The following is a 26,535-nucleotide window of genomic DNA, read 5'->3' as shown; positions in this document are numbered from 1 at the left end:
CAGGGGCGCCCCCCGAACCGGCCGGTTCGGGGGGCGCCCCTGTGTCGTATACGAAAATCAGCTCAGCGGGTCAGCGCATCTTTCCGCCGCGCGGCATCCGCATGCCCTTGGGCATCGGGCCCTTCGGCAGCGGCATGTTGCTCATGAGGTCACCCATGGCACGCAGCTTGTCGTTGACCTCGGTGATCTGCGGGCCGGCCAGCACGCGCGGCAGCTTGAGCAGGGTGGTGCGCACCTTCTTGAGCGGCACCTCGCCCTCGCCCGTGCCCACGATGAAGGTGTGCACCGGCACGTCCGGCATGATCCGGGCCAGCTTCTTCTTCTCGTTCGCGAGCAGCGGCTTCACCCGGTTCGGGTTGCCCTCCGCGATCAGCACGACGCCGGCCTTGCCGACGGCCCGGTGGACGATGTCCTGCTGCCGGGTCATCGCGACGGCGGGGGTGGTCGTCCAGCCCCGGCCCACGTTGTCCAGTACGGCCGCGGCCGCTCCCGGCTGTCCCTCCATCTGCCCGAAGGCAGCCCGCTCGGCCCGTCGTCCGAAGACGATCGCCATTGCGAGGAACGCCACCAGGAAGCCCAGGATGCCCAGGTAGACCGGGTGGCCGATCAGGAAGCCGATCGCAAGAAAGACACCGAAGGTGACGATTCCCACGCCCGCGACGATCAGACCGACCTTCGGGTCGGCCTTGCGCGTCATCTTGTACGTCAGGGCGATCTGCTTCAGTCGCCCGGGGTTCGCAGCAGTCTCTGCGTTTGACTTCCTCGCCATAAAGCGAAGTTTACGTGGCCTGCGGGGTCCGGGTCGCCGCGGCCTCAAGTACGTGTTCGGTTTCGACCCGATCCTTGGCCCTGCGGCGGTCCTCCAGCACCGCCGTCCAGGCGTTGCGCCGGGCGCCGCTCATGAGCAGCGACTCGATGCCGCGGAAGGCGTCGGAGAAGGTCGGGATGGCGATGGCGCGTACGGGCGCGGCCTGCATGATGTCGATCCCTTTCACGGTGCTCACGTCTGCATGGCGTGCGGGGGTGTGTGCGGTGCGTGGATCCATCGTCACTGATTGGTGTTACCAGCGCATGACCAGCTGGTCAAACGTTTTCGAAACATTGACGCGGCCCACCGGGCTCTTCCTGTGAAAGAGCCTAGGGGCCGCGCCGATGCGGTGTTACTGCCTAGTAAGGTTTTGTGCGCGAGTTCACACGGCCGACGCGCGCTTCTCCATCGCCTGGGTGTAGAGACGCCCGGCCCTGTACGACGACCGGACCAGCGGGCCGGACATCACACCGGAGAAGCCGATCTCCTCGGCCTCCTTCGCCAGCTCCACGAACTCGGCCGGCTTCACCCAGCGCTCCACGGGGTGGTGCCGCGGCGAGGGCCGCAGGTACTGGGTGATGGTGATGAGCTCGCAGCCGGCCTCGTGCAGGTCCTTCAGGGCCTGCGAGACCTCCTCGCGCTCCTCGCCCATGCCGAGGATCAGGTTCGACTTGGTGACCAGGCCGTAGGCGCGCGCCTTGGTGATCACCTCGAGCGAGCGCTCGTAGCGGAAGCCGGGGCGGATCCGCTTGAAGATCCGCGGCACCGTCTCGACGTTGTGCGCGAAGACCTCGGGGCGGGAGGCGAAGACCTCCTCCAGCAGCTCCGGGACCGCGTTGAAGTCGGGGGCCAGCAGCTCGACCTTGGTGTGCCCGGCCTCGCGGCCGGCCGTCTGCTGGTGGATCTGGCGCACGGTCTCCGCGTACAGCCAGGCGCCGCCGTCCGCCAGGTCGTCGCGCGCGACGCCGGTGATGGTGGCGTAGTTCAGGTCCATGGTGACCACGGACTCGCCGACACGGCGCGGCTCGTCCCGGTCCAGGGCCTCGGGCTTACCGGTGTCGATCTGGCAGAAGTCACAGCGCCGGGTGCACTGGTCGCCACCGATGAGGAAGGTGGCCTCGCGGTCCTCCCAGCACTCGTAGATGTTCGGACAACCGGCTTCCTGGCACACCGTGTGCAGTCCTTCGCCCTTCACCAGGGCCTGCATCTTGGTGTACTCGGGACCCATCTTCGCCCGGGTCTTGATCCACTCGGGCTTGCGCTCGATGGGGGTCTGGGCGTTACGGACCTCCAGGCGCAGCATCTTGCGTCCGTCGGGTGCGACTGCGGACACGACCGGCTCCCTGTGACTTCGATTGTTCGGGCGCCCACCAGGGTACGCCCGTAATTTCGTACGCTCTTACGTCGGCCAACCTGCGAGAGGCCGGACCCATTCCCAGGCGGCTAGCTCGCGGCCGGCTCTGTTTCGCGGGGCTTCAGCTCCGCGTGCTCCAGTACGTCCTTCAGGTGGCGCTCGATGACCGGCAGCACCTCGGCGATGGTGATCTCGCGGCCCAGTTCGTACGAGAGCGAGGTCACACCCGCGTCGCGGATGCCGCAGGGGACGATCCGGTCAAACCAGGTGTTGTCGGGGTTCACGTTGATCGCGAAGCCGTGCATCGTGACGCCCTTGGCGACGCGGATGCCGATGGCGGCGAGCTTGCGGTCCTCGCGGCGCTGGCCGGCGTTGGACGGGGCGTACTCGGGGCCGTTCAGACGGGCGTCGAACTCGTCGTCGCCGATCCGGGGGTCGAAGTCGAGGGAGAGGCCGCCGATCTTGGGGCGCTCCTCGATGGGGTCACCCAGGACCCAGACGCCGCTGCGGCCCTCGACGCGGGTGGTCTCCAGGCCGAACTCGGCGGCGGTGCGGATCAGCGCCTCCTCCAGGCGGCGGACGTGGGCGACCACGTCCACCGGGCGGGGCAGCTTCATGATCGGGTAGCCGACCAGCTGGCCCGGGCCGTGCCAGGTGATCTTGCCGCCGCGGTCCACGTCGACTACGGGCGTGCCGTCGAGGGGGCGCTCGCTGGGGTCGGTGCGCCGGCCGGCCGTGTACACCGGCAGGTGCTCCAGCAGCAGGCAGGTGTCCTCGATCTCGTCCGCGAAGCGGGCGGTGTGCACCCGGCGCTGCTCTTCCCAGGCCCGGGTGTACTCGACGGATTCCGGTCCGAAGCCCAGATGGACAAACCCAAGCTCAGCCACCGCAGCGCCTCCTCGTTGAACCTGCTGTGTGCACGTATCGCACTCAGCAAGGGTACGGCGGCCCTTCCGGAGGCTCCGGAGGGGGCCACGGCAGCTGCTTGGGCCGGCGCCGGCCCTTCGGCGGCCGGTCCGGGTCCTCGTCCGCAGTCGGCAGCCGCCGGTGGCCCTCCGAGTGGTCGTTGACCCAGCCGCACACCCCGCACGCGTACCGGCCGTCGAGCCCCGCGATGTAGGTACCGCACCTGCGGCACTCCGCCTCGGTCAGCTCGGGCGGAGACAGCGGAGCGGTGGATTCGGAACGCTCCTGGGGAAGGCGCGCACGGTGGGGCCGGCGGGTCATGGGCGCAGCGTACGCGGACGGAAGGGGTCAGTCCGTAAAGGGTCCTACCGATTCTGCACACGATCGGATGAATGTGGGGCAGAGAGGGCGGTGTGGACGAGGTTCGCCGCTACATTCACGCCGTTCACAGGGCCGGGACTCCGGTCCGTCACGTACGGAAACCGTGGAGCCGATGACGGAACGACCTGCCCAGCGCGTCCCCAACCGGCAGCTCGCGGCGCTGATCGCGGAAGCCGGGTTCTCCAACGCCGGGCTAGCCCGCCGCGTCGATCAGCTCGGCCTGGAACACGGTCTCGATCTGCGGTACGACAAAACCTCCGTGACCCGATGGCTGCGCGGGCAGCAGCCGCGCGGGACCACCCCCGCGCTGATCGCCGAGGTCTTCACCCGGCGGCTCGGGCGGCGGCTCTCCGCGCAGGATCTGGGCCTGGACGCCTGCGCGCCCGTCTACGCGGGCCTGGAGTTCGCGGCGACCCCGGAGGAGGCCGTGGACATCGCCAGCGGCCTGTGGCGCAAGGACTCCGGATCCCACGCCGAGCTCCGGAAGATCGCCTTCACCCCGGCCGGGCTGGTCGTGCCCAGCCGGGACTGGCTGATCGGGCGGGCCGATGAACGGGTGGGGCGGGGCACGGACCCGGTGGCGGCCCGGGTTCCGGTGCAGGGGCGATCCTCGGTGCCCCGGCAGCGGCAGATCGACCGGGGGCCCGGGCAACGGGTGACGGGCGGGGACATCGCGGCGCTGCGCTCGGTGAGCGAGCTCTTCCGCGCCCTGGACCACGCCTACGGCGGCGGGCACGCCCGGCAGGCCCTGGTCCGGTACCTGGAGCACGAGGCCGAGCCGATGCTCCGGGGGACCTACGGGGAGACCACCGGGCGACGGCTGTTCTCGGCCGCCGCCGACCTGACCCGGCTCGCGGGCTGGACCTCGTACGACATCGCCGCGCACGGTCTCGCCCAGCGGTACTTCGTGCAGGCGCTGCGGCTCGCCCAGGCCGCCGGGGACCGACCGTACGGCTCGTACGTGCTGGTCACCATGAGCCGGCAGGCGGTCTACCTGGGCCACGGCCGGGAGGCGGTGCAACTGGCCCGCGTCGCCCAGCAGGGCGTCGGCTCGGGTCCCCCGCCGGTGGTGCAGGCGCTGCTGCACTCGGCGGAGGCGCGGGGGCACGCGGTCCTCGGCGAGGTGCGGGCGTCGACGGCCTCGCTGGTGCGGGCCGAGCGGGCGCTGGGCGCGGCCCGGCCCGGGGACGACGTGCCGCACTGGGCGCGGTACTTCGACGAGGCGCAGCTGGCGGACGAGTTCGGGCACTGCCACCGGGACCTCCAGCAGTACCGGGCCTCGGCGCAGCACGCGGAGCGGTCGCTCCAGTTGCGGGCGCCGGCCTACGCGCGGTCCCGGCTGTTCTGCCGGGTGGTGCTGGCCACGGCCCGGCTGGGGCTGGGCGAGCTGGACCAGGCGTGCGCGCTGGGAGCGGAGGCGGCGCAGCAGGCGATGGAGATGCGGTCGGTGCGGGCAGTGGAGTACGTACGGGACTTCGAGCGGCGGCTGGAGCCGTACCGGGACGCCTCGGCCGTGCGGACGTACCGGGACCGGGTGGCGGCCTTGTCGTGAACCCGGGGCCCGGCTCCCCGCAGGGTGCCGGGCCCCTCACTTGGTGGTTCTCAGGCCGCCACCGGGAGTGCGGGCTCCCGGGCGGCCGGGAGCGGGATGCCGAAGTCTCGCAGGACGGCGGTGGTGGCGCGGCGGGCCGAGTGCAGCGCGCCCTGGACGGTGTTGGTGTCGCGGTGGTCCCCGCACACGTACAGCCCGGCCAGGACGCGCACCGGGCGCCGTACGTCGTAGGGCGGGGGCATGGCGGGGACGGCCTCCGGGGTGTGGTGGACGGCCAGGAGCTGCCAGTCGCGGGTGGCGGTGTCGTAGAGCCGGGCGAGCCGTGAGGCGACCGTACGCGGGGGTGGCGGCGGGCCGAGCACGGTGGTGGTGACCAGGCTCCGCCCGGCCGGGGCCCGTGTCGGGTCGACCGCGCTCATCACGGTGGTGTGGGAGACGGGCCACTTGGGGTCGCCGTCCAGGAGCAGCGAGCCGTCCCAGGGCAGGGGTGCGGCGGTGGCGTGGTGCAGGACGGTGACCTCGTGGAAGGCGGGCACGCGCAGGCCGGGCAGGAGTTCGGCGGCGGCGCGGGCCCCAGTGGCCAGGAGGACGGAGCGGCAGCTGAAGTCGCCGTGCTCCTCGGTGGTGACCAGGTTGGTCGCCACCGACCGGACCCGGACCCCGGTGCGGACGGTGCCGGGCGGCAGGCCGGCGGCGAGCCGGTCGGGCAGGGCCGCGGCTCCCCCCTCGGGCACGGCGAGGCGGCCGCGGGCGAAGGTGCGCAGGGCCAGGTCGGCGACCCGGCTGGAGGTGGTGAGTGCCGGATCGCGGAGCAGGGTCGAGAGCAGCGGCCGGAGCACGCCGGCCGCGGTGCGCGGTGGCAGGCCGCGGGAGCGCAGGGCGGCCAGTGCGGTGCGTTCGGGCCGGGCGAGCAGGCGTTCCTCGGGCAGGGCGGCGAGCCGGCCGAGCGCGGCGCTGAGCCGGGCCTGGTCGAGGGAGCCGCTGGCCAGGGCGCGGGCCGGGGTGAGGGCTCCGGCCCGGAGCTGTTTGCCGTCGGTGTGGACCAGGACCCCGGGCGCGAAGTTGCGCAGGGGCAGGCCTGCCAGACCCGGAGTGCTTTCGAGTTCCGGGTACGAGGTGTTGAGCAACTGGCCGATCCGGTCCAGCCGGAACCCGTCGGCCGACACGGTGGCCATCCGGCCGCCGGGGTCGCCCGACGCCTCCAGGACGGTGACCGTTACCCCCGCTGCGATCAGGTGGTGCGCGGCCGCGAGTCCTGAGACTCCGGCTCCTACGATGACGACGTCCGCATGGTGTGCGGAATGGTGTGAGCTGCTGAGCACGTGCCCCTCCCCGAGGTCGGCGCGGCTGTGTCTCGACCTCCTTCCCCCAACCGACTCCAGGGGAACCCGAGTTGACCGGGGTATTGCGGGATTGTGGTCAACTCCGGTCGCACGGTGGTCGCATCCGGGTCACAACCGGTCGCACGCTGGTCGCACAGCCACGCCGGGCAGCCGCGCCGCGCGGCCGGACAGGTACTGCTACATGGCGGCGCGGATGGCGTCCTCGATGCCGGGGTGGCGGAAGACGAAGCCGGACTCCAGCAGCCGGGCGGGCCGGGCCCGCTGGCTGCCGAGCACGTCCTCGGCGAACTCCCCCAGCACGATGCGCAGGGCCAGGGCGGGTACGGGCAGCAGCGCGGGCCGGTGCAGCACCCGGCCCATGGCGGCGGTGACCTGGCGGTTGGTCAGCGGCTCGGGGGCCGTGAGGTTGACGGGGCCTTCGATGCCGGGGGTGTCGATGATGTGCCGCAGGGCCGCGATCTCGTCATGGAGGGAGATGTACGACCAGTACTGCCGCCCGTTGCCGAGCCGGCCGCCGACTCCCGCCCTGAAGATGGGGAACAGCTTCCCCCAGGCCCCGCCCTCGCGGGCGACGACCAGGCCGGTACGGGCGAAGGCGGTACGGATCCCGGCCGCGCGTGCGGGTTCCGCGGCCGCCTCCCACTCCACGCAGACGGAGGGCAGGAAGCCGTGCCCGGCCGGGGCGTCCTCGTCGACGGCCCGGTCGCCGGTGTCCCCGTAATAGCCGACCGCGGAACCGCTGACGAACACGGCGGGCGGCTCGCCGAGCGCGGCGAGGGCCCGGGCGAGGGCGGCCGTGCCGAGCACCCGGCTGTCCCGGATCTCCTTCTTGTACGCGGAGGTCCAGCGGTGCTCCCCCACCCCGGCCCCGGCCAGGTGCACGACAGCCGCGCACCCGGCCAGCCCGGCGGGATCGACGTACCCCCCTGCGGGATCCCACCGCGCCTCGTCGCCTGAGGCGGGCGGGCGGCGCACGAACCGCACCACCTCGTGCCCGTCCGCCCGGAGGGACCGCACGAGGGCGCTGCCGATGAGACCGGTGGAACCGGTGACCGCGATACGCATGCCCCCATCCTGCCGGGCTCAGGCGGTCGTGCCGAGCCAGGTGCCCACCGCGTAGGTGACGGCCATGGCCAGGGCGCCGCCCGCGACGTTGCGCAGGACCGCGCGGAGCGCGGGCGCGCCGCCCAGCCGGGAGCTGATCACGCCGCACAGGGTGAGCGCCGCCAGGACGGCCGCCGCCGTCACCGGGACCCTGACGGACGCGTCGGTGAGGACGATCGCCAGCAGCGGGAGCAGCGCGCCCACCGTGAAGGCGACGAAGCTGGCGAAGGCCGCGTGCCACGGGTTGGCCAGCTCGTCGGGGTTGATGCCGAGCTCCACCCGGGCATGGGCCCGCAGCGCGTCCCGTTCCGTCAGCTGCTCGGCGGCCTCCCGGGCCAGCCGCCGGCTCAGCCCGCGCGCGGCGAGCAGGTCGGTGAGCTCCTCGAGCTCCGCCTCCGGCTCCTCGGCCAGCTCCCGGCGTTCCAGCTCCAGCGCGGCCTGTTCGGAGTCCCGCTGCGAGCTGACCGACACGTACTCCCCCGCCGCCATCGACAGCGAGCCCGCCAGCAGCCCGGCGACGCCCGCCGCCAGGATCGCCGCGCGCGAGGTGGTGGCCCCGGCCACGCCGACCACCAGGCCCGCGGTGGAGATGATCCCGTCGTTGGCGCCGAGCACCCCCGCGCGCAGCCAGTTCAGCCGCGTGCTGATCTCCGCGCTCTGCGACCCGTCACCGCTGCTGCCGCCGCCGTGGGCCTCGAGGTGCGCCCTCGTCGGGGCCTTGCGTCCCGGCTCCCCGGAGGCATCGTCTTCCGTCACGCCACCACTGTCGTGGCACGTGCCGCGCCGGGCCACCCGGCGGACCGGTCCGGGGTGCGCGCACCTGGCCCCGGTACCAGGGTGGAGGGGTGAGACGCGGACGCGAGGAACCGGGCCGGCTGCACGGGGAGCCGCCGCCGCGCTGGGCCCGGATCGCGCCTGCGGCGGCCCTGGTGGGGCTCGTCCTCGCGCAGCTGCTCACCCCGGGCGATGTGGAGCTCGGCTTCTTCCTGGCCGGTCTGCCACCGGTGGCCGCCTTCGCGTACGGGCCGGGCGGGACCGCGATCTTCGCCGCCATCGTCCTCGTGCTGCTCGGGGCGCCCTCCCTCGGCATCGGCCACGCCCGGGGGACGGACCTGGCCACGGTGGCCGTCATCGGGCTGCTGAGCGTGGTGATCGCCTGGGTCCGGCGGCGCCGGGACGCGCAGCTCGTCAGCGTACGGACGGTGGCGGAGGCCGCTCAGCTGGCGGTCCTCCCGCCGCTGGCGGAACGGGTGGGTCCGGTGCGCTGCTCCGGCCTCTACCGGGCGGCGCAGCGCGGCACCCTGGTCGGCGGCGACCTGTACGACGTACGGGCCGGGCCGTACGGGGTCCGGGCGCTGGTCGGGGACGTACAGGGCCACGGCCTGGCGGCGGTCGGCACGGTGGCCGCGCTGCTCGGGGCCTTCCGGGAGGCGGTGCTCGACGACGCCGAACTGGCGGCGGTCGCGGCCCGGCTGAACCGGCGGCTGGCGTCGGACGCGGCGGCCGCCCCCGACGGGCACCCCGAGCTGTTCGCGACGGCCCTGCTGCTGGAGTTCCCGCCCGGGCTGGACCTCGTACGGATCGTCTCGTGCGGGCATCCGCCCGCACTGCGCCTGCGCGGGCCGGCGGTCGATGAGGTGGCCGTGGATCCGGGCCCGCCGCTGGGTCTGGGGCTCGCGGGTCCGGCCCCGCCGACGGTGGCGGAGCTGACGGTGCGCGCCGGGGACCGCTTCCTGCTGCACACGGACGGGGTGACGGAGGCACGGGACGCGGCCGGGCACTTCTACCCCCTGGCCGCGCGGCTGCCCGTGGTGACGAGGGACCCCGAGGGCCTGGTCCGGGCGGTCTGGCGGGACCTCGCGGCCTTCACGGACGGCGGCCCGCGGGACGACGTGGCGCTGCTGTTGCTGACACTGGACGGCCCGGAATGACCGCGATGTCCGACCCGCGCGTGTACCGTACGTAACCGTCCAGCACACACAGCGATGACTGCGGTGGGAGACACCATGTCCATGCTGCTGATCAAAGGCACCTTCCGGGTGCCGCCCAAATCCAAGCCGGACGGCGACACCGTCCCCTTCATCCCGGACAACGTGGCCGACTGGAAACTCGTGCCCGGGTGCAAGCAGATCGTGCCCGCGGCGGACGGCCGCGTCAGTGTCCGGCTGGAGTCCGTCGACGCGCTGGAGACCCACTACGAGGGCGCCTACGGGCCTGAGCAGCATCAGCCGCTGGACCTCGCACACCGGGCCGCGAACGAGCTGCTGGCCTGGGTCGGCTTCGCCAGCGTCGACCGGCACGAGGACGAGACCGTCGCCACCATCCCCGAGAGCGTGCCCGGCTTCATCCTCACCGGGGGCTCCGACATCTACGGCCGCTGTGTGGCCCTGGTCGGCCGCGGCACCCCGCCCGCGGCCTCCGGCTACGAGATCAGAGTCGACCAGGAACTGCTGAAGAAGACGGCCAACTTCCACCTGATCTCGCTCGGCCTGGTCTACCCGACCTTCTACTCGGCCTTCCCCAGGGAACTGCGCGAGTTCCTCACCACCGAGACCCAGAAGGCGAGGGCGGCCAAGAAGGGGGTGTGGGCCGACGACGTCGACGTGACCATGAAGGGCGCGAAGATCACCGGAATGCCCTCCATCACGGCGGCGGACGGGGCGGTCATCCTCCCGAAGCTGTTCCGCCGGCTGAAGGAATACCTGGACCTCAAGCCTTATGAACCGTTGCTGAACTGCTTCCCCTCCTACCTGGCCGGAGCCGGGGACAGGTTCCGCATCACGTCGGAACCCGAGGAGAAGGTCGGTCTGCACCGCGTGGTCGAGGTCATCAACGGCCACACCGTGAGGATGACGCGCCAGCCCGAGGAGCTCGTCTTCGACGAGAAGTGACCGCCGGCCCGCCGGTCACCGACGCCGGTCCGCCGGGGCCTCCACCCGGCGGGCCGGCGCCCGCACGACTCGGTACGGCCGGCTCATGCCTCCTGGATGAAGGCGCGCACCATCTTGCAGGTGACGTTGGACGGCCGGTGGATCCCCGTCCGGACGGCCATCGTCCGGATCTTCCGGTTGGTGGCGCGCCGGGCGTCATAAGTCCCCGAGTCGAGCAGGGATATCGCCAGGCGCATCGCCTTGAGGCGGCGGTTGTGGCTCTCGTACCACTCGCGGGGCAGGCCCGCCGGCAGCGGCTTCTTCTTGACGTGCTGAATGGTGGTGGCAGTGGCCATCTACAGCCTCCCAAACGGTAGTTGGCTTCCTGTCGTTCTCCCTCGATTTTACCGGGGACCACTGACAAAAGCCCCTGGCCAGACAGGCTCGGGGCGGGCTTCCCGACCGGCTTCGGACCGGCTCTCGATAGGCTGGGCATCATGGAGATCTGGATCAATCCCGCGTGTTCCAAGTGCCGCAGCGCGCTGACCCTGCTGGACGCGGAGGGCGCCGACTACACCGTGCGCCGGTACCTGGAGGACGTGCCCTCCGAGGACGAGATCCGCGAGGTGCTCGGCCGACTCGGGCTGGAGCCGTGGGACATCACGCGCACCTCGGACCCGCTGGCCAAGGAGACGGGCGTACGGGACCTGCCGCGCGAGGAGACCGACGCGGCGCGGGGGCGCTGGATCGCGCACCTGGCCGCGCACCCGAAGCTGATCCAGCGCCCGATCATCACCGCCGAGGACGGCACGGCGGTGGTCGCCCGCTCCGAGGAAGCCGTCCGCGAGGCCCTGTCCCGCAAGGGCTAGCCGGCGGCGACGAGGCGGGCGATCTCCTCGGCCGCCGTCAGCGGCAGCGCGTGGTGCGAGATCCCGGGCAGTACGTCGACACGCGCGGCCGGGAGCACCCGGCGCGCGGCCCGGGCCGCCCGGTCGGCGTCGTGGCAGCGGGCGCGCCCGGCGAACAGGACGTGGACGCGTACGGGCAGTTCCCCGAGCCCGGTCAGGTCCGGGCGCGGCCCGGTGACCGGCCGGACGCTGGGAAAGCGCGCGGTCTCGTCCTGGAGCCGCAGCCAGGCCGGGTCGAGAGCGGCTCCGCCGGTCTCCCAGGCGAGGAAGGAGCGGATCCGCTCCGGGGTGGGACGCACCAGCACGGGCAGCGCGCGCAGCACGTAGCCGGGCCGGAGCCCGGCGAAGACCTGGGTCGGGTCGAGCAGCACGAGGCGGCCGAGCCGGGCTGGCCGCGAGGCCGCGTAGTGGGCGGCGATCCAGGCCCCGTAGGAGTGGCCGCCGAGGACGACCGGGCCGTCCAGGCCGAGCCCGTCGATCACCGTGTCGAGCCAGCCGACCAGTTCCCCGACGGACCGGATGGCGAGCCCGGGCTCCGGGACGCTGAGCCCGGGTTCCCCCACCAGGTCCACGGCGTGCAGGCGGTGGGTGCGCGCGAGCCCGGCCGCGGCGCCGGCTCCCCACACCGTGGAGGTGGCTCCCCCGCCGGGCAGCAGCACCAGCGGCGGGGCCCCGGCCGCGCCACAGCTGTTGACGCGGGTGAGGCCGTACGGGGTGGGCAGGTCGGTGGTCTCGACCGGCCCGGGCCACTGGGCCAGGACCGCGTCGTAGGCGGTACGGAAGAGAGACGTCCGGAACACGGCTGGCTCCACTACCTCGTCGGGCGATAATCTCGCTCAGCGAGAGATATTAGGCGGAGGACGATGTGGGCGACAACAGGGAATCCGGCAACCGGGAGCCCGGCAACCTGCAGTTGGTGCACCTGCTGCGGGCGGTGACCGTGGAGTTCGGCCTGCGCCAGGCGGAGTTCGCCGCCCGCAACGGCATGCACCCCACCGATGTGCGGGCCCTGATCTGCCTGCTGGACGCGGCCCGCGCCGGCGAGGCGGCCACGGCGGGCCTGCTCGGGGCCCGGCTCGGCCTCAACTCGGCGGGCACCACCTCGGTGATCGACCGGCTGGAACGGCTCGGCCACGTGGCGCGGGTCCGCGACGACCGCGACCGGCGCCGGATCCTGCTGCGCGTGGAGCCGGAGGCCATCCGGCTGGGCCGGGAGTTCTTCGGCCCGCTGATCGACGGGGTGCTGCAGGTGCTGGACTCCTTCGACCCCGCCGAACGGGACACCGTCCGCCGCTTCCTGACGGCCGCCCACACCGTCTTCGCACCGGAGGCCCGCGCATGACGGCCCCCGACGGCGGCACGGGCGCCGACCTGCATCTCGACCTCCCCGCCGAAGGAGCCCGGCGGACCGCCCTTGCCCAGGCCCTGCGCAGCGCCGTCCGCAGCGGGCGGCTGGCCGGAGGGACGCGGCTGCCGCCGTACCGGACGCTGGCCGCCGACCTCGGACTGGCCCGCAACGCCGTCGCCGACGCCTACGCCGAGCTGGTCGCCGAGGGCTGGTTCACCGCCCGGCAGGGTTCCGGCACCCGGGTCGCCGAAGGGGCCGCCGAACGAGTCGCCGGCTCGGGCCCGCCGTCCGCGGCGGCCACGCCCACGGCCGCGCCCGCGGGACCCCGCCTCGACCTGCTCCAGGGCAAGCCCGACCCGGCTTCCTTCCCCCGGGGGCCGTGGGCCGCCAGCGCCCGGCGGGCCCTCACGGAGGCACCCACCGAGGCCTTCGGCCCCGGCGATCCGCGCGGCCGGCCCGAGCTGCGGCGGGCGCTGGCCGGCTACCTGTCCCGGGCGCGGGGCGTGCGTACCGGCCCGGAGAACATCGTGGTCTGCTCCGGCTTCGCCAACGGACTTCGGCTCCTCGCGTCCGTCCGGCCGCGGGACTGGGCCGTCGAGGCGTACGGACTCCCCTTCCACCACGGCATCCTGGACGCCGCCGGGGTCCGCCCGCACCCCGTCGCGGTCGACGAGGACGGTGCCCGGACGACAGAACTCCCGCCCCGGGCCCGTACGTTGCTACTCACCCCCGCGCACCAGTTCCCGACCGGGGGGCGTCTGCTGCCCGCACGGCGCGCCGCCGCCGTGGAGTGGGCCCGTACGACCGGCGGCGTGATCGTGGAGGACGACTACGACGGGGAGTTCCGCTACGACCGCAAACCGGTCGGCGCCGTACAGGGCCTGGCCCCGGAGCACGTGGTGTACGCGGGCTCGCTGAGCAAAAGCCTCTCCCCGGCGCTCCGCCTCGGCTGGCTGGTCCTCCCGGACCAGCTGATCGACCAGGTCCTGGCGGCGAAGGGGCAGCGGGAGTCCTGGGCGAGCGCGCTGGACCAGCTGGCGCTGGCCGACTTCATCGACTGCGGCGCGTACGACCGGCATGTCCGCCGCATGCGCAAGCGCTATCGGGAGCGGCGTGACCAGCTGGTTTCCGTACTGGCCGCACGCGCCCCGGACGTCCGGGTGACGGGCATCTCGGCCGGGCTGCACGCGGTACTGGAACTCCCGCCGGGCGGCGAGGCCCCGGCCCTCTCGGCGGCCCGAACGGCGGGCCTGGCCCTGGACGGCCTCTCCTCCTACCAACACAGGGCGGACCCGACCCCACCCCGCGAAGGCCTGGTGGTGGGCTACGCGGCACCCCCGAACTCGGCGTTCACGAGGGCGGTGGAGGCGCTGGCGGGGGTCGTGGCGTAGCCCCGAGGCCGGGATCAGAGAGGGTCAGTGCTGGCGTTCGCGATGGAGGTCGCGGAGCAGGGCGATCTCGGCTCCGTGGTGCAGCAACTCCTGGTTGACCCACCAGGCGATGTCGATGAAGGGCTCCTCCACGTCGCTGCCGTGCGGGTAGGTGCAGTACCCCACGGTGTCGAGGGCCGCGTCGTCGACGCTCAGCAGCGCCTTCCGCCAGGCGGCGGCGCCGGTGTCGAATGCCGCGACCGCCTCCTCGACGTCCCCGCTGACGGGATAGTCGTCCCGGGTCCGCGTGCGGCTGCCGGCCGTGTGGTCGGCGCGCAGGGTCATCATTTCGCTGAGGTGGCTCAGACGCCACGCGATGGTGGTGAACGGCGGCGGCCAGGGGTGCGGGTAGGTCGCCGCGTCGCGACCCCAGTCGCCCGTGCCGGCCAGCAGGGTGGCACGCGGCCCGGGCCCGTCCGTACGCCGCCGCACCGACCAGCAGCCCGGCACCGGCTCCCAGAGGAACTCCTCGCCGGTCATGGGCCCGACCTTGGTGTCCGACCCGTCGCCACTGTCCATGACGGGCCCGGACATGCGGTTGGTGAGGCGCTCGCGCGCGAAGTCGAACTGCTCCAGCAACGGGGCCAGACGAGGGGGAATCACGAACACTCCTATGACGAGCTGCAGGACTCTGGGGCCGACCCGCCAGCCTGTCAAAGCCGGCACGACACCGCGTCTCATTTTCCGCGAGCGTGCCGAGGGTGATCTCACCGCTGCCGGGTGCGGGTTGGGCTGCCCCCGGCCCGGATCCGCCTCCCACAGGCCCGGGCTCAGACGCTGCCCCAGGGGTCAGTCAGCCAGTCCCTGATGGTGGTCAGCCGGGACCCCGACCCCCGCAGCCCCCGCCCCCATTCATCCCGCCCTCACCCCCACCCCCGTAAGGTGACCCCAACACGCCAAATCGCCACATACAACACCAAGCGCAGCAAAAGCCCTGAAGGATCCCGGAGTGAGCCACCCCCACCCGCACGCACACCCCACGCCCACCCCCACCCCCGCCGACACATCGGCGCCGTTCCCCCCGCCTCGGCGGGCGGCCGACTGGATGTTCGGCGGGGTGTACGGGACGGTGCTGGCCAGTGGGCTGCTGGCCGCGCTGGATCAGAAGGGCGGTGACTACACCCCGTTCTACGACGCCAGCTGGGTGATCGTCACCGCGGCCGCGGCGGGGCTCGCGCACGGCTACTCGCACCACATGACCACACATCACCAGGGCTCCGCAGGACACCGCTGGCGGCTGCTGGTCCGGGCCCTGTGGCACGAGTGGCCGATGGTGGCGGCCACTCTGCCCACCGTGCTGCTCCTGGTCCTCGCCGGGCTCACCGGCTGGGACTCGTACGGCGTGACCGCCGTCGGCCTCGGCCTGAACACCGCCCTGCTCTTCGCCTGGGGCTCGTGCGTGGCGGTCCGGGTCGGCTACCGGCTGAGCTCCGCGCTGCTCATCGGCCTGGCCGACGCGACGATCGGGCTGGCCATCATCGTGGCCAACGCGCTCATCAAGTAACGCCCATCGAGCAGCGCGACGCCCCTCAAGCCGGAAGCTGCGCCTCCGCCTCCGCCAGGATCTCCGTCAGCCTGGCGCCGAACTCCGCCCCCCGCGGGTCCGGCACCCCGGTCCGGGCCGCGGTGAGCAGTGCGTCCAGGGCGCGCCCGTAGGCACCCGGTACGTCGCTCCAGCCGGGCAGCGCGTGGACGCCCTCGGTCCCGCGCAGCTCCAGCCCCACCCCGGCCGCCGCCTTCGGCGCGCCCAGGCTGAGCACGGCGGTGCTGGCCGCGCCGGAGGCGTGCCGCAGGGCCAGCTGGACCACGTCGGACGGGCCCCGGGTGGCGCTGACCGTGGTGACGTCGCCGAGGATCGGGATCAGTACGGAGAGCGCGTGGGGGCCGACGTCCCACAGCCCGCCCTTGGCCTTGCGCCAGGGCGAGTCGGCGTACGCGCTGGGCGTGCCGTCGGGCGGGAAGACGGCGCCGAGCCAGTGGGCGGAGGCGGTGAACCAGCCGGGGCGGGCGGCCTGTTCCGTGACCCAGTCCGCGGTGGGCTCGGCGAAACGGAGGGTGAAGAAGACGACGGAGGCGACCTGGTGCCGCGCGGCGGCGTCGGCGACGGCCCGGGCGTCCTCGACCGTGGTCGCGACGGGTTTGTCGAGCAGCAGGTGGCAGCCGGCGGCGGCCGCGCGGACGGCGAGCGGGGCCTGGACGTCCGGCGGCAGGGCGAAGGCCACGGCGTCACAGTCGGCGAACAGCTCGTCGGGGTCTTCGTACACCTTCACGCCGTACTCCTGCGCGAGGTCGGCCGCGGCCTCGGGCCGGCGGCCCCACACTCCGGCGAACTCGGTGCCGGCGTGCGCGGCGAGCGCGGGTGCGTGCGTACGGTGCGCCCAGGGGCCGGTGCCCAGCAGTCCGACCCGGGGTCGGGGGCCTGCGGCGGCACTGGTGACGGGGGTCTCGGCGGCACTCTCGGCGGGGTCTCCGGCAGAGTTCAGATCAGACAAAATGCTCACCCGCCCAGTCTGCCCCACTCGGACAGGTGTACCTCCCGCGACCCGCGACCAGCCCGCACAACCCACCCGACCTGCGGTGCAAACCTCGGTAACACGGGGTTCACACATGGGCAACGGAAGGGAAATCGCGGGCGGGCACGCTGCGGTCATCACCGCAGCGATGAAGCAGCGACCAGCAGCACCCGCAGAGTCTGAGGATGGGGCCCGTGAGCTACAAGGCTGAGTACATCTGGATCGACGGCACCGAGCCGACGGCGAAGCTTCGCTCCAAGACGAAGATCCTGGCCGACGGCGACGCGCTGCCGATCTGGGGCTTCGACGGATCGAGTACGAACCAGGCCGAGGGCCACGCCTCCGACCGCGTGCTCAACCCGGTGTTCTCCTGCCCGGACCCGATCCGCGGCGGGGACAACCTCCTCGTGCTGTGCGAGGTCCTGAACATCGACATGACCCCGCACGAGTCGAACACCCGCGCGCTGCTGCGTCCGGTCGCCGAGAAGTTCGCGGGTCAGGAGCCGATCTTCGGCATCGAGCAGGAGTACACCTTCTTCGACGGCGCCCGCCCGCTCGGCTTCCCGGTCAACGGCTTCCCGGCCGCGCAGGGCGGCTACTACTGCGGCGTCGGCTCGGACGAGATCTTCGGCCGCGAGATCGTCGAGAAGCACCTGGACCACTGCCTGGCGGCGGGCCTGAGCATCTCCGGCATCAACGCCGAGGTCATGCCCGGCCAGTGGGAGTTCCAGGTCGGCCCCGTGAGCCCGCTGGAGGTCTCCGACCAGCTGTGGATCGCGCGCTGGCTGCTCTACCGCACCGCCGAGGACTTCAACGTCTCCGCGACGCTGAACCCGAAGCCGGTGAAGGGCGACTGGAACGGCGCGGGCGCGCACACCAACTTCTCCACGAAGGCGATGCGCGAGGACTACCGCGCGATCATCTCCGCGTGCGAGGCGCTGGGCGAGGGCAGCAAGCCGCTGGACCACGTGAAGAACTACGGCGCCGGCATCGACGAGCGTCTGACGGGCCTGCACGAGACCGCCCCGTGGAACGAGTTCAGCTACGGCGTCTCGGACCGCGGCGCCTCGGTCCGCATCCCGTGGCAGGTGGAGAAGGACGGCAAGGGCTACATCGAGGACCGCCGCCCGAACGCCAACGTGGACCCGTACGTGGTGACCCGTCTCATCACGGACACCTGCTGCGCGGGCCTGGAGAAGGACGGCCTGGTCTGAGGCCTCGCCTCAACTCCCCACGCTGCCCCACCCCGCCCCGCACACCACCGACGCCCGTCATGCCTCCCCAGGCCTGGCGGGCGTCGTCGCGCTTGCGGTATGTCCCGGATTGCTGCGAGTCGCTGGAGGGAATATGGGATTCCGCTCCACGACGTGAGACGGGGTCTGCCCCCGGGCCCGGGCGTCTGCTTGAATGGGGCCATGGCCAGCCACTCGCACACCTCGTCAGGTCGCAGAGACCTCGAGCCGTTCTGGCCGTCCCGTCAGGACCACGATTTCGACCGGGTGTGTTGCCGCGCGAAGAACGCGCCGGCCCTCTAAAGCCTCCGGATCCCCCTCCTGATCTTCGCCGAGGCCTTCGGTCTGCGCGGTACGACATCGACGACGTACGTACGTCTCCTGCCGACCACTCCGCGTGAAAGAGCTGACCACTCATGGCCAACACCCGTTCCATCTCTTCTGCCCCTTCCGCTGCGACCACCACGCACCTGACCTTCCCGCCCAGTCCGCGCCACCGGCTGCGGGCCGTGGACCGGGACGAGGTGGCCCGGGTGGTGGACCTGCTCCCGCCCGGCGCCACCTGGCTGCCCGCGCCGCAGCACACGCTCCCGACGCTGCCCGGCCAGCCGCCGATGGTCGGCTACCTGGTCCTGGTACCGGCTGACCAGCAGCCGCCGGTCGCCTTCGCCCCGCATGCCGTGGCCGCCCCGGCGGCGCCGGGACCGTCCGCCCCCGAGGGCGATGAGCTGGTCCGCATCGACCCGGCGCAGCGCACCGCCGAGGTCGACGGGCAGGTACTCGACCTGACCTACCTGGAGTTCGAGCTCCTGGCCCACCTGGTGAAGCACCCGCACCGGGTGCACAGCCGGGACCAGCTGGTGACCACGGTCTGGGGCTACGGCCACGTCGGCGACGGCCGGACCGTGGACGTCCACATCGCCCGCCTGCGCCGCAAGCTGGGCGCCGCGCACCGAGGCGCCATCCAGACGGTGCGCCGGGTGGGCTACAAGTACGCGCCCTGACCGGCGTGTCGGACGTGGGCGACGGGCCCGTACTCCGGAGCGGAGTACGGGCCCGTCGGCGTGCTACGCGGCTGCCTTGGCGCGGCGCGCGGCGACGAAGCCGAGCAGCAGGTCGACCGCCAGGAACACGAGCAGGCTGATGCCGAGCATCGGGACGAACCAGCCGACCACGGCGGTCGCCGCGGCCAGCGGCAGCACCACGGTCACCGGCAGCTTCCGCCAGGCACCGCGCGGCTGGGCGCGGCCGACGGACAGCTTGCGGTCCTTCGTCGGCCGGCGCAGCCACCACATCCGGTAGCCCCAGAAGACGAGGAACATCAGCCCGACGGCGAGCGCGGCCAGGGCGATCTGGTTGGCGAGCCCGAAGGTCAGGCCCATGTGCAGGTCGATGCCGAAGCGGGTCATCTGGGCGAGCACGGGGTAGTCGGCGAAGCGCAGTTCGTCCAGGATCCGGCCGTCGGCGGGGTCGACGGCGACGGCGTCCAGGTGGACCGGCAGCTGCCGGTCCTTCTCCTTGACCACGTACCCCTTGCCCTTGGCGGGGAGCGTGACCTGGAGGTACTCGGTGACCCCGGCGGCCCGGGCGGCGTCCACGGCCTTGTCGATGCCGATGTCGGCGGTGGGGGCGGGCGGCGGCATCTCCTCACCGGGGGCCATGGTGTGCCCGGCGTGCTCGTCAGCCCCCGCCGAGTCCGCGCCCGGGTTCAGCTTGGCGGAGACGGCCGGGGTGGCCCCGCCGAGGCTGTCCTGGAGCTGCCCGATGTTCTCGCCGGCGTACTTCGACCAGGTCAGGCCGGTGGCGGAGAGGAGGACGAGTCCGGCGACCGACCAGAGGCCGACGACCCCGTGCCAGGACAGGGTCCGGCGCCGGCCGGTGGCCTTGCGGTCCGGGAGGACGAGGTCGGCCTTGCGCTTGCGGCGGCGGCCGATCCACAGGGCGAGTCCGCCGAGCGCGACCACCCACAGCCAGCTCGCGGCGAGCTCGCTGTAGTTGCGGCCGAACTCCCCGAGCTGGAGGCTGGCGTGGAACTCGCTCAGCCAGGCCCGCAGCGGCAGCGCGTCGCCGGAGGTGGCGAGCTGCCCTCGCACCTCGGCCGTATACGGGTCGACGAACACGGTGAGGGTCTCGCCCTCCGGGAGCCCCTTGCTCTCCATGATCACCCGGGTGGTCGCGTCGGCCTCGGGCGCGGGCCACACGGACACGACCTCGCCCTGGGGCGCGGCGCCCTTGGCCGCGACGACCTGGGCGCTGAGCGGCAGGGCGCTCTCGCCGACGCGGGAGACGGTCAGCTCGTCGGCGTAGACGATCTTCTCGGCCTGCCACGAGCCGGCGTAGAGCAGCCCGGTGGCGGCGGCGAGGAAGAGCAGCGGGGCGATCAGCAGGCCCGCGTAGAAGTGCATGCGCAGGAACAGCGGCCGCAGGGCGGCCCAGCCGCCGCTGCGGGACGTGGCCGTGTTGGATATGTCGGCTGGATCGGCGTCCGGGGTCCGGACGTCCTGAACCTCGTCAAGAGACATGGTGGTCCTAGGTGTTGGCGAAGACGTGGGGAAGCGGCCCCAGGTCTCGCCCCCTCGCTCAGGCGCGGGCAGGACGGCCGGGGGCCGTGGCTCGGAAGGCGCGGCCCGCGGGCGGGCCGCGCCGCACCACGGCATAGGCGTGCACGGCCCCGCGCAGGCGGCGCGGCCGCTCGTACGGGGGGCAGGGCGCGAGCGGGACCGGTACGGCGGCCACCCGAGCCCCGGCCAGGGCGAGCGCGCGGGACAGCGGCCGGGCCGCGTGCAGCGCGGCGGCGCCCAGGGTCCGGGCCAGCCGGAAGACGGCGGCCTCGCCCCGCGCCAGCCATGCGGCGCAGAACAGCCCGGCGAGCACGTGCGCGGCGATCATCGCGGCCCCGCCGTGCCCGGCCGATTCCGCCATGCCGCCGGACGTTCCGGCGGCCATCGCCCCCATGTCCATGCCCGGCATGTGGTGGTGCATCGCCGCGGGCGCGGGCTTCGCCGCGTTGCTCCCGGAGAAGAGGAGGTGCAGCACCCCTTGCACGGCGAGCACCGCGGCGGCGATCCCCGCCGGTCCCCGCCGTCGGCCGGCGGCGGCCCAGGCCAGTCCACCGGTCACCGCGAAAGCACCCAGAAGCCCCGCAAGGGGAATGTCGGTGCCGGACATGTACGAATGCCCCACCGCACCCAAAGCGGTGCACACCGCCGCGAACATCGCGGCCCGCGTGGCGCGCATCGGCGCGGGGTGCTGTGGCATGGCCGGGACATGTTCCCACGGGGCCCGGTGGTGTGCGCCAGAGGGCCGTATCCGATCATGGACTTGTGAATCCAATACCACTGGGAGCGGTGTACACGGGTGGGGTCCAGCTCGGGGCCTACGCCCTGGAGCGGATGGCACCGGCGGAGCGGGAGGGACTGCTCCGCGAGTGCTCGACGAATGTCGACAATCTCGCCGCCGGGCACTGGGAGACGCTGCTGACCAGCGCTCTCGTCGTCGAGGAGCCCATGCCCCTGCCGTACGCGCTGCTGCTCGTCGCCGTCCTCGGATACGCCGAGTACGCGTACGGCGCCTGGTGGACGGCCGCGGTGTTCCTGTTCGGGCACGCCACGGCGACCCTCCTGGTATACGGCGCCCTGCGCAGGACAACCGATCCGCATACTCGACGCGCCCTGGACGTGGGGACCAGCTACGGGTTCAACGCCGTACTCGGCGCGCTGACCTCGGCCCTGCCGCGCGGAGCGGTCCGAACGGCCGCCCGGGTCGGGCTGCTGGCACTCGCCGCGGCGCCGGTCGCCAAACGGGAGCGGACCTTCACGGACGCCGGGCACCTGGCGGCGCTCGGGATCGGCATCGGGGTCTCGCTGGCCTTGGATTGCCTTTCCGGGGCGAAACATCAGAAAATTGCATGAACTGAACCAACCGCACACACTGCACGAACCGCATGAGCTGCATGAAGCGATTCATGAACGGCTTCATGGATCGCTTCCTGACACGAGTAACTCGCACACCGCTGGAGTCGCCACGATGACCGCCACCCCCGCCACGACCGTCGCCAACCTCCGCGACCTCGGCGGCACCCCGCTCTCCGGCGGCCGCACCGTCCGCCCCGGCCTGGTGCTGCGCTCGGGCCAGCTCGACCGGCTCGACCTGGACGCCGACCCGGTGGTGGCCGCGCTGGGCCTGCGGACCGTCATCGACTTCCGCACCGACGCCGAGCGCACCGACCACCCCGACCGGGTGCCGGCCGGAGCCCGGCTGCTGGTCGCCGACGTCCTGGCGGACAAGGTGAGCTCGGGCCGGATGCCCGCCGCCGCCCAGCTCAAGGACCTGCTGTCCGACCCGGCCGTCGCCGAGGAACACCTGGGCGGCGGCAAGGCGCAGGCGCTGTTCGCCGACCTCTACCGCTTCTTCGTGCACTCGGCCTCGGCCCAGGCCGCGTTCCGGCTGCTGCTCACCGAGGCCGCCGACCCCGGGGCCGGCCCGCTGCTCTTCCACTGCACGGCCGGCAAGGACCGCACCGGCTGGGGCGCCACGGTCATCCTGTCGCTGCTCGGCGCGGACGACGAGACGCTGATGGCGGAGTACCTGTCGGTGAACCCGGCGGTCAAGCAGGCCTTCGCCCCGATGATCGAGGGCTTCACGGGGGCCGGCGGCGACCCGGACATCGCGCTCGCGCTGATCGGCGTCTTCCCCTCCTACCTGGAGGCCGCCCTGACCGAGGTCGAGACGCGCTACGGCTCGATGGAGAAGTACGTGCGCGAGGGGCTCGGCGTCTCCGACGAGACGGTCGAGGCGCTGCGCGCCCGTCTGGTGTAGACGCGGGAGCGCGCGCCGGGGACGGGTGACCATCCGACGATTCGCTCGTTCTGCTGAACGTGACTGCGCCGGATACCGCCACCCTCCCCCCGTCTCCCGATGTCGAGCAGGCCGAGGCCGCCATCGTCGAGCACTACCCGCGGCTGGTGCGGCTCGCCTACCTGGTGCTGCCGCCCGCCCTCGGCCGCAACCGCCGGGTGCTCACCGCCCACTCGCTGGTCCAGCGGGCGCTGCCGCGCGGGCGGCGGGACGCGGCGGCCGCCGTGCGCGGCGGGGTCCCGGGCCAGCGCGGCGGCGAGGGTGAGGCCGGGTACGCCTACGTGCGGCTGCGCGTGCTGCGCGCCGCCCTGGAGGCCGGAATTCCGCTGACCTTCCGGGCCCTGCCCCGCCGCGCGCAGCTCCCGCCGGCGCTGCCGCAGGTGTGGGGGCTTCGGCTGTTCCCGCGCTCCGGCGGGGCCGAGGAGCTGGCCCTCGACCAGTGGCTGGCCACCCTCGACGGGCCCGGCCGGGCCGCCTGCGTACTGCGGGCCCTGGAGCGGCTGCCCGAGCCGGAGGTACTCCGGGTGCTGGACGAAGCCGGGGTCGCGGACCCGGCCGCCGCGGTCGCGGAGTCCGGCGATCCGGCGAACGACTCCCTGTTCACCTCCCCCGAGTTCGACCCGTGCGTGCTCCAGGCCCGGCCCACCGACCTGCTGAGGCGGCGCCGGCTCGTGCGCGCCGCGCTGGCCGCCGGGGCCGCCCTCGCCGTGTGCGGGGCGCTGCTCGCGCTGCCCGGCGGCGGCTGGGGCACGGACGGGGCCGCCGCTCCCTTGTACTCCCGCAACGCCGCGGCCGAGCAGGCACTGGACCCCGGCAAGCTGCTGCGCGCCGCGCCCGCGCTCTGGCGTACGTCCTCCCGTACGGACTTCTCCGCCTGGCCCGCCCGCGGCGACCGCGCCGACGACGCCGAACTGCTGCGCCGGGCGCTGGCCGTCTGGGCCCGCCCGGGCTCCTCCGTGGTCGTCTCGGCCACCCCGGGAACCCCGGCCGGGCCGCCGATGGGTCCTGCGCAGCTGCTGTTCGCGGGCGCCGTCGACCAGGCCGTCGTGGTCCTGCTGTACGACGGGCTGCGCGTGGTCCGGTACGCCGAGCCGCGCGCCGGGACCACCGGCGCGGCCCTCGACTTCGCCCGGACCGACGGCGCCTCGGCGGACACCGCCACCGCCCTCGTGCTGAGCAGGGTCGACGGCAACGTCCGCTACCTCACCGCCCCCTGGGTCAGCGGCGCGGCCCTGCGCGACCTGCTCAAGCCCGGCGAGCCCGCGGTGGCGCTGAAGCCGGCCCCGGACGGGGTGACCCCGCCGGTGCCCGGTCCCGCCCCGGCCGGCAACTGCACCAGCTGGAACGCCCTTGCCCTGACCGGCGACGGCGCCACCCGGCTGATCACCGACCTCGGTGAGCTGACCCCGGCCCGGCTCACCTCGGGCGCGCCGGGCGCCGAGCGCGACGTGACGGAGGCCGCGGAGCTCGGCGACTGGTCGCGGATCGCCTGCCTGTTGCCGTCGGTGCGCTCGCACGGAGTCCGTACGGTCAACGCCTGGACCTACGCCAAGCAGCCGCTGCCCGAGGGCGACGGGACGGCGGCCTGGCTCTGTACGCGGGCCGAGACCTGGCAGGGCTCGGCGGACCGGGTGCAGGCGCAGTTCCTCGCGCCGGGCGCGCCGCTCGCCGCGCAGGCCGCCCGGTCGGAGGGGTCGCCGGCGTGCGGGCCGCGGGAGCCGCGGGTGCTGGCGGGCGTGCTGTGGAAGTCGCGCGCGGGCCAGTGGTACGTGCTCGCGGCGGGCAGTGCGCAGTTCGCCTCGCTGTCGGTCTCGGGCGGCGGGGTGAACGGGTCGGCCAACGGCAACCGGCTGGCGGTCAAGGCACCGGCCGGCGCGCAGGTCGACCTGTCGGGCAAGCTCACGGACGGGACGAAGGCCGGGGCGCTGCGCTGAGAGAAGTCCGCGCAGAGGGGTTCTCCTCTCCGCTACCCATCAGTACATTGACGCCATGTCTAATACGCCGCTCGCGCCCGCCCCCGTGGCGTCGGAACACGTGGACCTGAGGCCCCGGAACGTGTCCTTCGGCTGGGAGGACACCCCGCTCCACTGGCTGCCCAACGACCCCTTCACCGGGCACATGATCAATGTGCTGCACCTGCTGCTCCCCGCGGGTGAGCGGTGGTTCGTGCACGTCTACAAGCAGGTGCTCCCCTACATCAAGGACGAGCAACTGCGCGCGGACGTCGTCGGCTTCATCGGCCAGGAGGCCATGCACGCCGCCGCGCACGACGACGTACTGCCCCACCTGAAGCGGCTGGGGCTGGACCCGACCCCGTACACGGCGCAGGTCGACTGGCTCTTCGAGAAGCTGCTGGGTGACAAGACCCTGCCGCCGGGCCGGGCCCGGCACTGGTGGCTGATGGAGCGGGTCGCGATGATCGCGGCGATCGAGCACTACACGGCGTTCCTGGGCGACTGGGTGCTGAACGCGGACGAGTTGGACCGGCGCGGCGCCGACCCGATGATGCTCGACCTGCTGCGCTGGCACGGCGCGGAGGAGGTGGAGCACCGCTCGGTGGCCTTCGACCTTTTCCTGCACCTGGACGGCGGCTACCGGCGGCGCGCGCGGACCTGGGCGACCGCCTTCTCGGCGCTGGTCTTCCTGTGGCAGCGGGGCGTCCGCTTCTTCATGGAGAACGACCCGGAGCTGGTGGACGGCAAGGCCTCCTTCGGCCAGTTCTTCCGGGCGGGACAGCAGGGCGTCCTGCCGTCCGCGGGCGCCATGCTGCAGTCCATACCGAAGTACCTCGCCCGTACCTACCACCCTTCGCAGGAGGGCTCGACGGCCCAGGCGGTGGCCTATCTCGCCGCTTCTCCCGGGGCGAACGGCGGGGTGAAGGCGTGAGGCGCGCCCTGACGGTCACGGCGGTGGCGGGCGCCGCCTGGGTGGCCAAGCGCGCCCTGAACCGCCGTATCGGGACCTCCCCGCTCTGGCCGCTGCCGGCCCTGGAGACCCCGGTCTCGGGGTACTCGCCGCGCCGCCCGCTGCGCGCGCTGATCACCTCCCGTACCGAACCGGCGGAGGGGGTGCTCCGGCTGACCCTGGAATCCCCGGAGCTCCCGGCCTGGACCCCGGGCGCGCACGTGGACGTCATCCTGCCCTCGGGCCTGGTCCGCCAGTACTCCCTGTGCGGTGACCCGGCGGACGCCGGTACGTACACGATCGCGATCCGGCTGATCGAGGACGGCCGCGGCGGCTCCCGCGAGGCCCACGCCCAGCTGGTCGAGGGCGCCGAGCTGGAACTGCGCCCGCCGCGCAACCGGTTCGAGCTGGTCCCGGCGCCCTCGTACGTCTTCGTCGCGGGCGGCATCGGCATCACACCGATCCTGCCGATGCTGCGGGCGGCCACGGCGGCGGGCGCCGACTGGACCCTCCTCTACGGGGGCCGCTCGCGCGCCTCGATGCCGTTCCTGGCCGAGCTCGCGGCCTACGGCGACCGGGTCGCGGTCCTCCCGGAGGACGAGGCGGGCCTGCCCGACCTGGCCCCGCTCGCCGGGATCCGGCCGGGCACGCTGGTCTACTGCTGCGGTCCGGAGCCGCTGATGCGGGCCGTCACGGCGGCGGCCGCGGACCCGGCGGCAGTCCGCCTGGAGCGCTTCGCCCCCGCGGCGCCGGGGCCCGCCCGGCCCTTCACGGTCGAACTGCGGCGCTCGGGCCGCACGGTGGAGGTGGGCGCCGCCGAGACCACGCTCGCCGCGGTGCGCCGGGAGCTGCCGGACACCCCGTACTCCTGCGAGCAGGGGTTCTGCGGGACCTGCCAACACCGGGTGCTGGCGGGCGAGGTGGACCACCGCGACGAACTGCTCACGGACGGCGAGCGCGCGGACTCGATGCTGCTGTGCGTCTCGCGCGCGAAGAACGGTCACCTCGCCCTGGACCTGTGACCT

Annotated in this window: 28 protein-coding genes; 14 read left to right on the top strand and 14 right to left on the bottom strand. The window is 73.3% G+C overall.

Features of this window, described 5'->3' with window-relative positions; genetic code table 11:
- Window positions 1-70 precede the first annotated feature (70 nt).
- The 5 genes from JIW86_RS28060 to JIW86_RS28040 all read right to left on the bottom strand — a co-directional run bounded on the left by JIW86_RS28060 (window position 71) and on the right by JIW86_RS28040 (window position 3,389).
- Entirely contained in the window at window positions 71-769 is a 699-nt protein-coding gene (locus tag JIW86_RS28060; RefSeq protein WP_215140637.1) for a DUF4191 domain-containing protein, read from the bottom strand.
- Window positions 770-779: 10 nt separating this feature from the next.
- Window positions 780-977 (bottom strand): hypothetical protein, encoded by a 198-nt coding sequence (locus JIW86_RS28055; RefSeq protein WP_136215599.1) that lies wholly within the window; start codon window positions 975-977, stop codon window positions 780-782.
- Window positions 978-1,190: 213 nt separating this feature from the next.
- Window positions 1,191-2,141, bottom strand: a complete 951-nt coding sequence (gene lipA, locus JIW86_RS28050; RefSeq protein WP_257556637.1) for a lipoyl synthase — start codon at window positions 2,139-2,141, stop codon at window positions 1,191-1,193.
- 110 nt (window positions 2,142-2,251) lie between these two features.
- The gene (lipB, locus tag JIW86_RS28045) at window positions 2,252-3,049 is read right to left on the bottom strand and encodes a lipoyl(octanoyl) transferase LipB (protein WP_257556636.1); all 798 of its coding nucleotides are present in this window, start codon (window positions 3,047-3,049) and stop codon (window positions 2,252-2,254) included.
- A gap of 43 nt (window positions 3,050-3,092) precedes the next feature.
- The gene (locus JIW86_RS28040) at window positions 3,093-3,389 is read right to left on the bottom strand and encodes a hypothetical protein (RefSeq protein ID WP_257556635.1); all 297 of its coding nucleotides are present in this window, start codon (window positions 3,387-3,389) and stop codon (window positions 3,093-3,095) included.
- Window positions 3,390-3,561: 172 nt separating this feature from the next.
- On the opposite strand from JIW86_RS28040, the gene JIW86_RS28035 reads away from it, so the two are divergent.
- On the top strand, window positions 3,562-5,001 hold the full coding sequence (locus tag JIW86_RS28035) for a regulator (protein WP_257556634.1): 1,440 nt from the start codon (window positions 3,562-3,564) through the stop codon (window positions 4,999-5,001).
- Window positions 5,002-5,051: 50 nt separating this feature from the next.
- Here the strand turns inward: JIW86_RS28035 and JIW86_RS28030 are convergent, their stop codons facing one another.
- The 3 genes from JIW86_RS28030 to JIW86_RS28020 form a co-directional block, all read right to left on the bottom strand.
- Entirely contained in the window at window positions 5,052-6,323 is a 1,272-nt protein-coding gene (locus tag JIW86_RS28030; protein ID WP_257556633.1) for an NAD(P)/FAD-dependent oxidoreductase, read from the bottom strand.
- A 198-nt stretch (window positions 6,324-6,521) separates the two neighbouring features.
- Entirely contained in the window at window positions 6,522-7,409 is an 888-nt protein-coding gene (locus tag JIW86_RS28025) for a TIGR01777 family oxidoreductase (protein WP_257556632.1), read from the bottom strand.
- An 18-nt stretch (window positions 7,410-7,427) separates the two neighbouring features.
- A complete protein-coding gene (locus tag JIW86_RS28020; protein WP_406367261.1) occupies window positions 7,428-8,204 on the bottom strand; it encodes a VIT1/CCC1 transporter family protein in 777 nt (258 codons plus the stop codon).
- An 89-nt stretch (window positions 8,205-8,293) separates the two neighbouring features.
- On the opposite strand from JIW86_RS28020, the gene JIW86_RS28015 reads away from it, so the two are divergent.
- Both JIW86_RS28015 and JIW86_RS28010 read left to right on the top strand, forming a co-directional pair.
- A complete protein-coding gene (locus tag JIW86_RS28015) occupies window positions 8,294-9,379 on the top strand; it encodes a PP2C family protein-serine/threonine phosphatase (RefSeq protein ID WP_257556631.1) in 1,086 nt (361 codons plus the stop codon).
- Between the two features lie 75 nt (window positions 9,380-9,454).
- A complete protein-coding gene (locus JIW86_RS28010) occupies window positions 9,455-10,339 on the top strand; it encodes a thermonuclease family protein (protein ID WP_257556630.1) in 885 nt (294 codons plus the stop codon).
- Window positions 10,340-10,422: 83 nt separating this feature from the next.
- Here the strand turns inward: JIW86_RS28010 and JIW86_RS28005 are convergent, their stop codons facing one another.
- Window positions 10,423-10,674 carry a hypothetical protein gene (locus tag JIW86_RS28005; RefSeq protein ID WP_215140646.1) on the bottom strand — a complete coding sequence of 84 codons (252 nt, stop codon included), beginning with the start codon at window positions 10,672-10,674 and terminating at the stop codon, window positions 10,423-10,425.
- Window positions 10,675-10,815: 141 nt separating this feature from the next.
- Between JIW86_RS28005 and JIW86_RS28000 the strand changes: the two genes are divergently transcribed.
- Complete coding sequence (locus JIW86_RS28000) at window positions 10,816-11,187, top strand: ArsC/Spx/MgsR family protein (RefSeq protein ID WP_257556629.1); 372 nt, start codon at window positions 10,816-10,818, stop codon at window positions 11,185-11,187.
- On the opposite strand, the gene JIW86_RS27995 is transcribed toward JIW86_RS28000, so the two are convergent.
- Complete coding sequence (locus JIW86_RS27995; RefSeq protein WP_257556628.1) at window positions 11,184-12,026, bottom strand: alpha/beta fold hydrolase; 843 nt, start codon at window positions 12,024-12,026, stop codon at window positions 11,184-11,186. The two genes, JIW86_RS28000 and JIW86_RS27995, sit on opposite strands and share 4 nt — an antisense overlap.
- Before the next feature lie 65 nt (window positions 12,027-12,091).
- Between JIW86_RS27995 and JIW86_RS27990 the strand changes: the two genes are divergently transcribed.
- Both JIW86_RS27990 and JIW86_RS27985 read left to right on the top strand, forming a co-directional pair.
- Window positions 12,092-12,568, top strand: coding sequence for a MarR family transcriptional regulator (locus tag JIW86_RS27990; protein WP_257556627.1), 477 nt, complete (start codon window positions 12,092-12,094; stop codon window positions 12,566-12,568).
- The gene (locus tag JIW86_RS27985) at window positions 12,565-13,965 is read left to right on the top strand and encodes a PLP-dependent aminotransferase family protein (protein ID WP_257556626.1); all 1,401 of its coding nucleotides are present in this window, start codon (window positions 12,565-12,567) and stop codon (window positions 13,963-13,965) included. The genes JIW86_RS27990 and JIW86_RS27985 overlap by 4 nt, the downstream gene beginning before the upstream one ends.
- A gap of 24 nt (window positions 13,966-13,989) precedes the next feature.
- Here JIW86_RS27985 and JIW86_RS27980 read toward each other — a convergent pair whose 3' ends face one another.
- Complete coding sequence (locus JIW86_RS27980; protein WP_257556625.1) at window positions 13,990-14,607, bottom strand: DinB family protein; 618 nt, start codon at window positions 14,605-14,607, stop codon at window positions 13,990-13,992.
- 346 nt (window positions 14,608-14,953) lie between these two features.
- Here JIW86_RS27980 and JIW86_RS27975 point away from each other — a divergent pair, with 346 nt between their 5' ends.
- Entirely contained in the window at window positions 14,954-15,508 is a 555-nt protein-coding gene (locus tag JIW86_RS27975) for a hypothetical protein (protein WP_257556624.1), read from the top strand.
- 25 nt (window positions 15,509-15,533) lie between these two features.
- Here JIW86_RS27975 and JIW86_RS27970 read toward each other — a convergent pair whose 3' ends face one another.
- Window positions 15,534-16,505, bottom strand: a complete 972-nt coding sequence (locus JIW86_RS27970; protein ID WP_416237607.1) for a Gfo/Idh/MocA family protein — start codon at window positions 16,503-16,505, stop codon at window positions 15,534-15,536.
- A gap of 206 nt (window positions 16,506-16,711) precedes the next feature.
- Between JIW86_RS27970 and glnII the strand changes: the two genes are divergently transcribed.
- Both glnII and JIW86_RS27960 read left to right on the top strand, forming a co-directional pair.
- On the top strand, window positions 16,712-17,731 hold the full coding sequence (gene glnII / locus JIW86_RS27965) for a glutamine synthetase (RefSeq protein ID WP_215140651.1): 1,020 nt from the start codon (window positions 16,712-16,714) through the stop codon (window positions 17,729-17,731).
- 434 nt (window positions 17,732-18,165) lie between these two features.
- Window positions 18,166-18,753, top strand: coding sequence for a winged helix-turn-helix domain-containing protein (locus JIW86_RS27960; protein WP_257556623.1), 588 nt, complete (start codon window positions 18,166-18,168; stop codon window positions 18,751-18,753).
- A gap of 63 nt (window positions 18,754-18,816) precedes the next feature.
- Here the strand turns inward: JIW86_RS27960 and JIW86_RS27955 are convergent, their stop codons facing one another.
- Together JIW86_RS27955 and JIW86_RS27950 are read right to left on the bottom strand one after the other, a co-directional pair.
- On the bottom strand, window positions 18,817-20,271 hold the full coding sequence (locus JIW86_RS27955; RefSeq protein ID WP_257556622.1) for a PepSY-associated TM helix domain-containing protein: 1,455 nt from the start codon (window positions 20,269-20,271) through the stop codon (window positions 18,817-18,819).
- Between the two features lie 58 nt (window positions 20,272-20,329).
- Window positions 20,330-21,007, bottom strand: coding sequence for a hypothetical protein (locus tag JIW86_RS27950; protein ID WP_257556621.1), 678 nt, complete (start codon window positions 21,005-21,007; stop codon window positions 20,330-20,332).
- Window positions 21,008-21,072: 65 nt separating this feature from the next.
- Between JIW86_RS27950 and JIW86_RS27945 the strand changes: the two genes are divergently transcribed.
- The 5 genes from JIW86_RS27945 to JIW86_RS27925 all read left to right on the top strand — a co-directional run bounded on the left by JIW86_RS27945 (window position 21,073) and on the right by JIW86_RS27925 (window position 26,532).
- On the top strand, window positions 21,073-21,660 hold the full coding sequence (locus JIW86_RS27945) for a rhomboid-like protein (RefSeq protein WP_257556620.1): 588 nt from the start codon (window positions 21,073-21,075) through the stop codon (window positions 21,658-21,660).
- A 115-nt stretch (window positions 21,661-21,775) separates the two neighbouring features.
- Window positions 21,776-22,567: a tyrosine-protein phosphatase gene (locus JIW86_RS27940; protein ID WP_257556619.1), complete on the top strand. Its 792-nt coding sequence runs from the start codon at window positions 21,776-21,778 to the stop codon at window positions 22,565-22,567.
- Window positions 22,568-22,617: 50 nt separating this feature from the next.
- Window positions 22,618-24,540: a hypothetical protein gene (locus JIW86_RS27935; protein WP_416237695.1), complete on the top strand. Its 1,923-nt coding sequence runs from the start codon at window positions 22,618-22,620 to the stop codon at window positions 24,538-24,540.
- A gap of 55 nt (window positions 24,541-24,595) precedes the next feature.
- Window positions 24,596-25,492, top strand: coding sequence for a metal-dependent hydrolase (locus tag JIW86_RS27930; protein WP_257556617.1), 897 nt, complete (start codon window positions 24,596-24,598; stop codon window positions 25,490-25,492).
- The gene (locus tag JIW86_RS27925) at window positions 25,489-26,532 is read left to right on the top strand and encodes a PDR/VanB family oxidoreductase (protein WP_257556616.1); all 1,044 of its coding nucleotides are present in this window, start codon (window positions 25,489-25,491) and stop codon (window positions 26,530-26,532) included. The genes JIW86_RS27930 and JIW86_RS27925 overlap by 4 nt, the downstream gene beginning before the upstream one ends.
- Window positions 26,533-26,535 lie beyond the last annotated feature (3 nt).

The organism is Streptomyces sp. NBC_00162, from assembly GCF_024611995.1.
In the GTDB taxonomy this organism is placed as follows: Bacteria; Actinomycetota; Actinomycetes; order Streptomycetales; family Streptomycetaceae; genus Streptomyces.
This window is presented reverse-complemented; position numbering and strand designations above follow the sequence as displayed.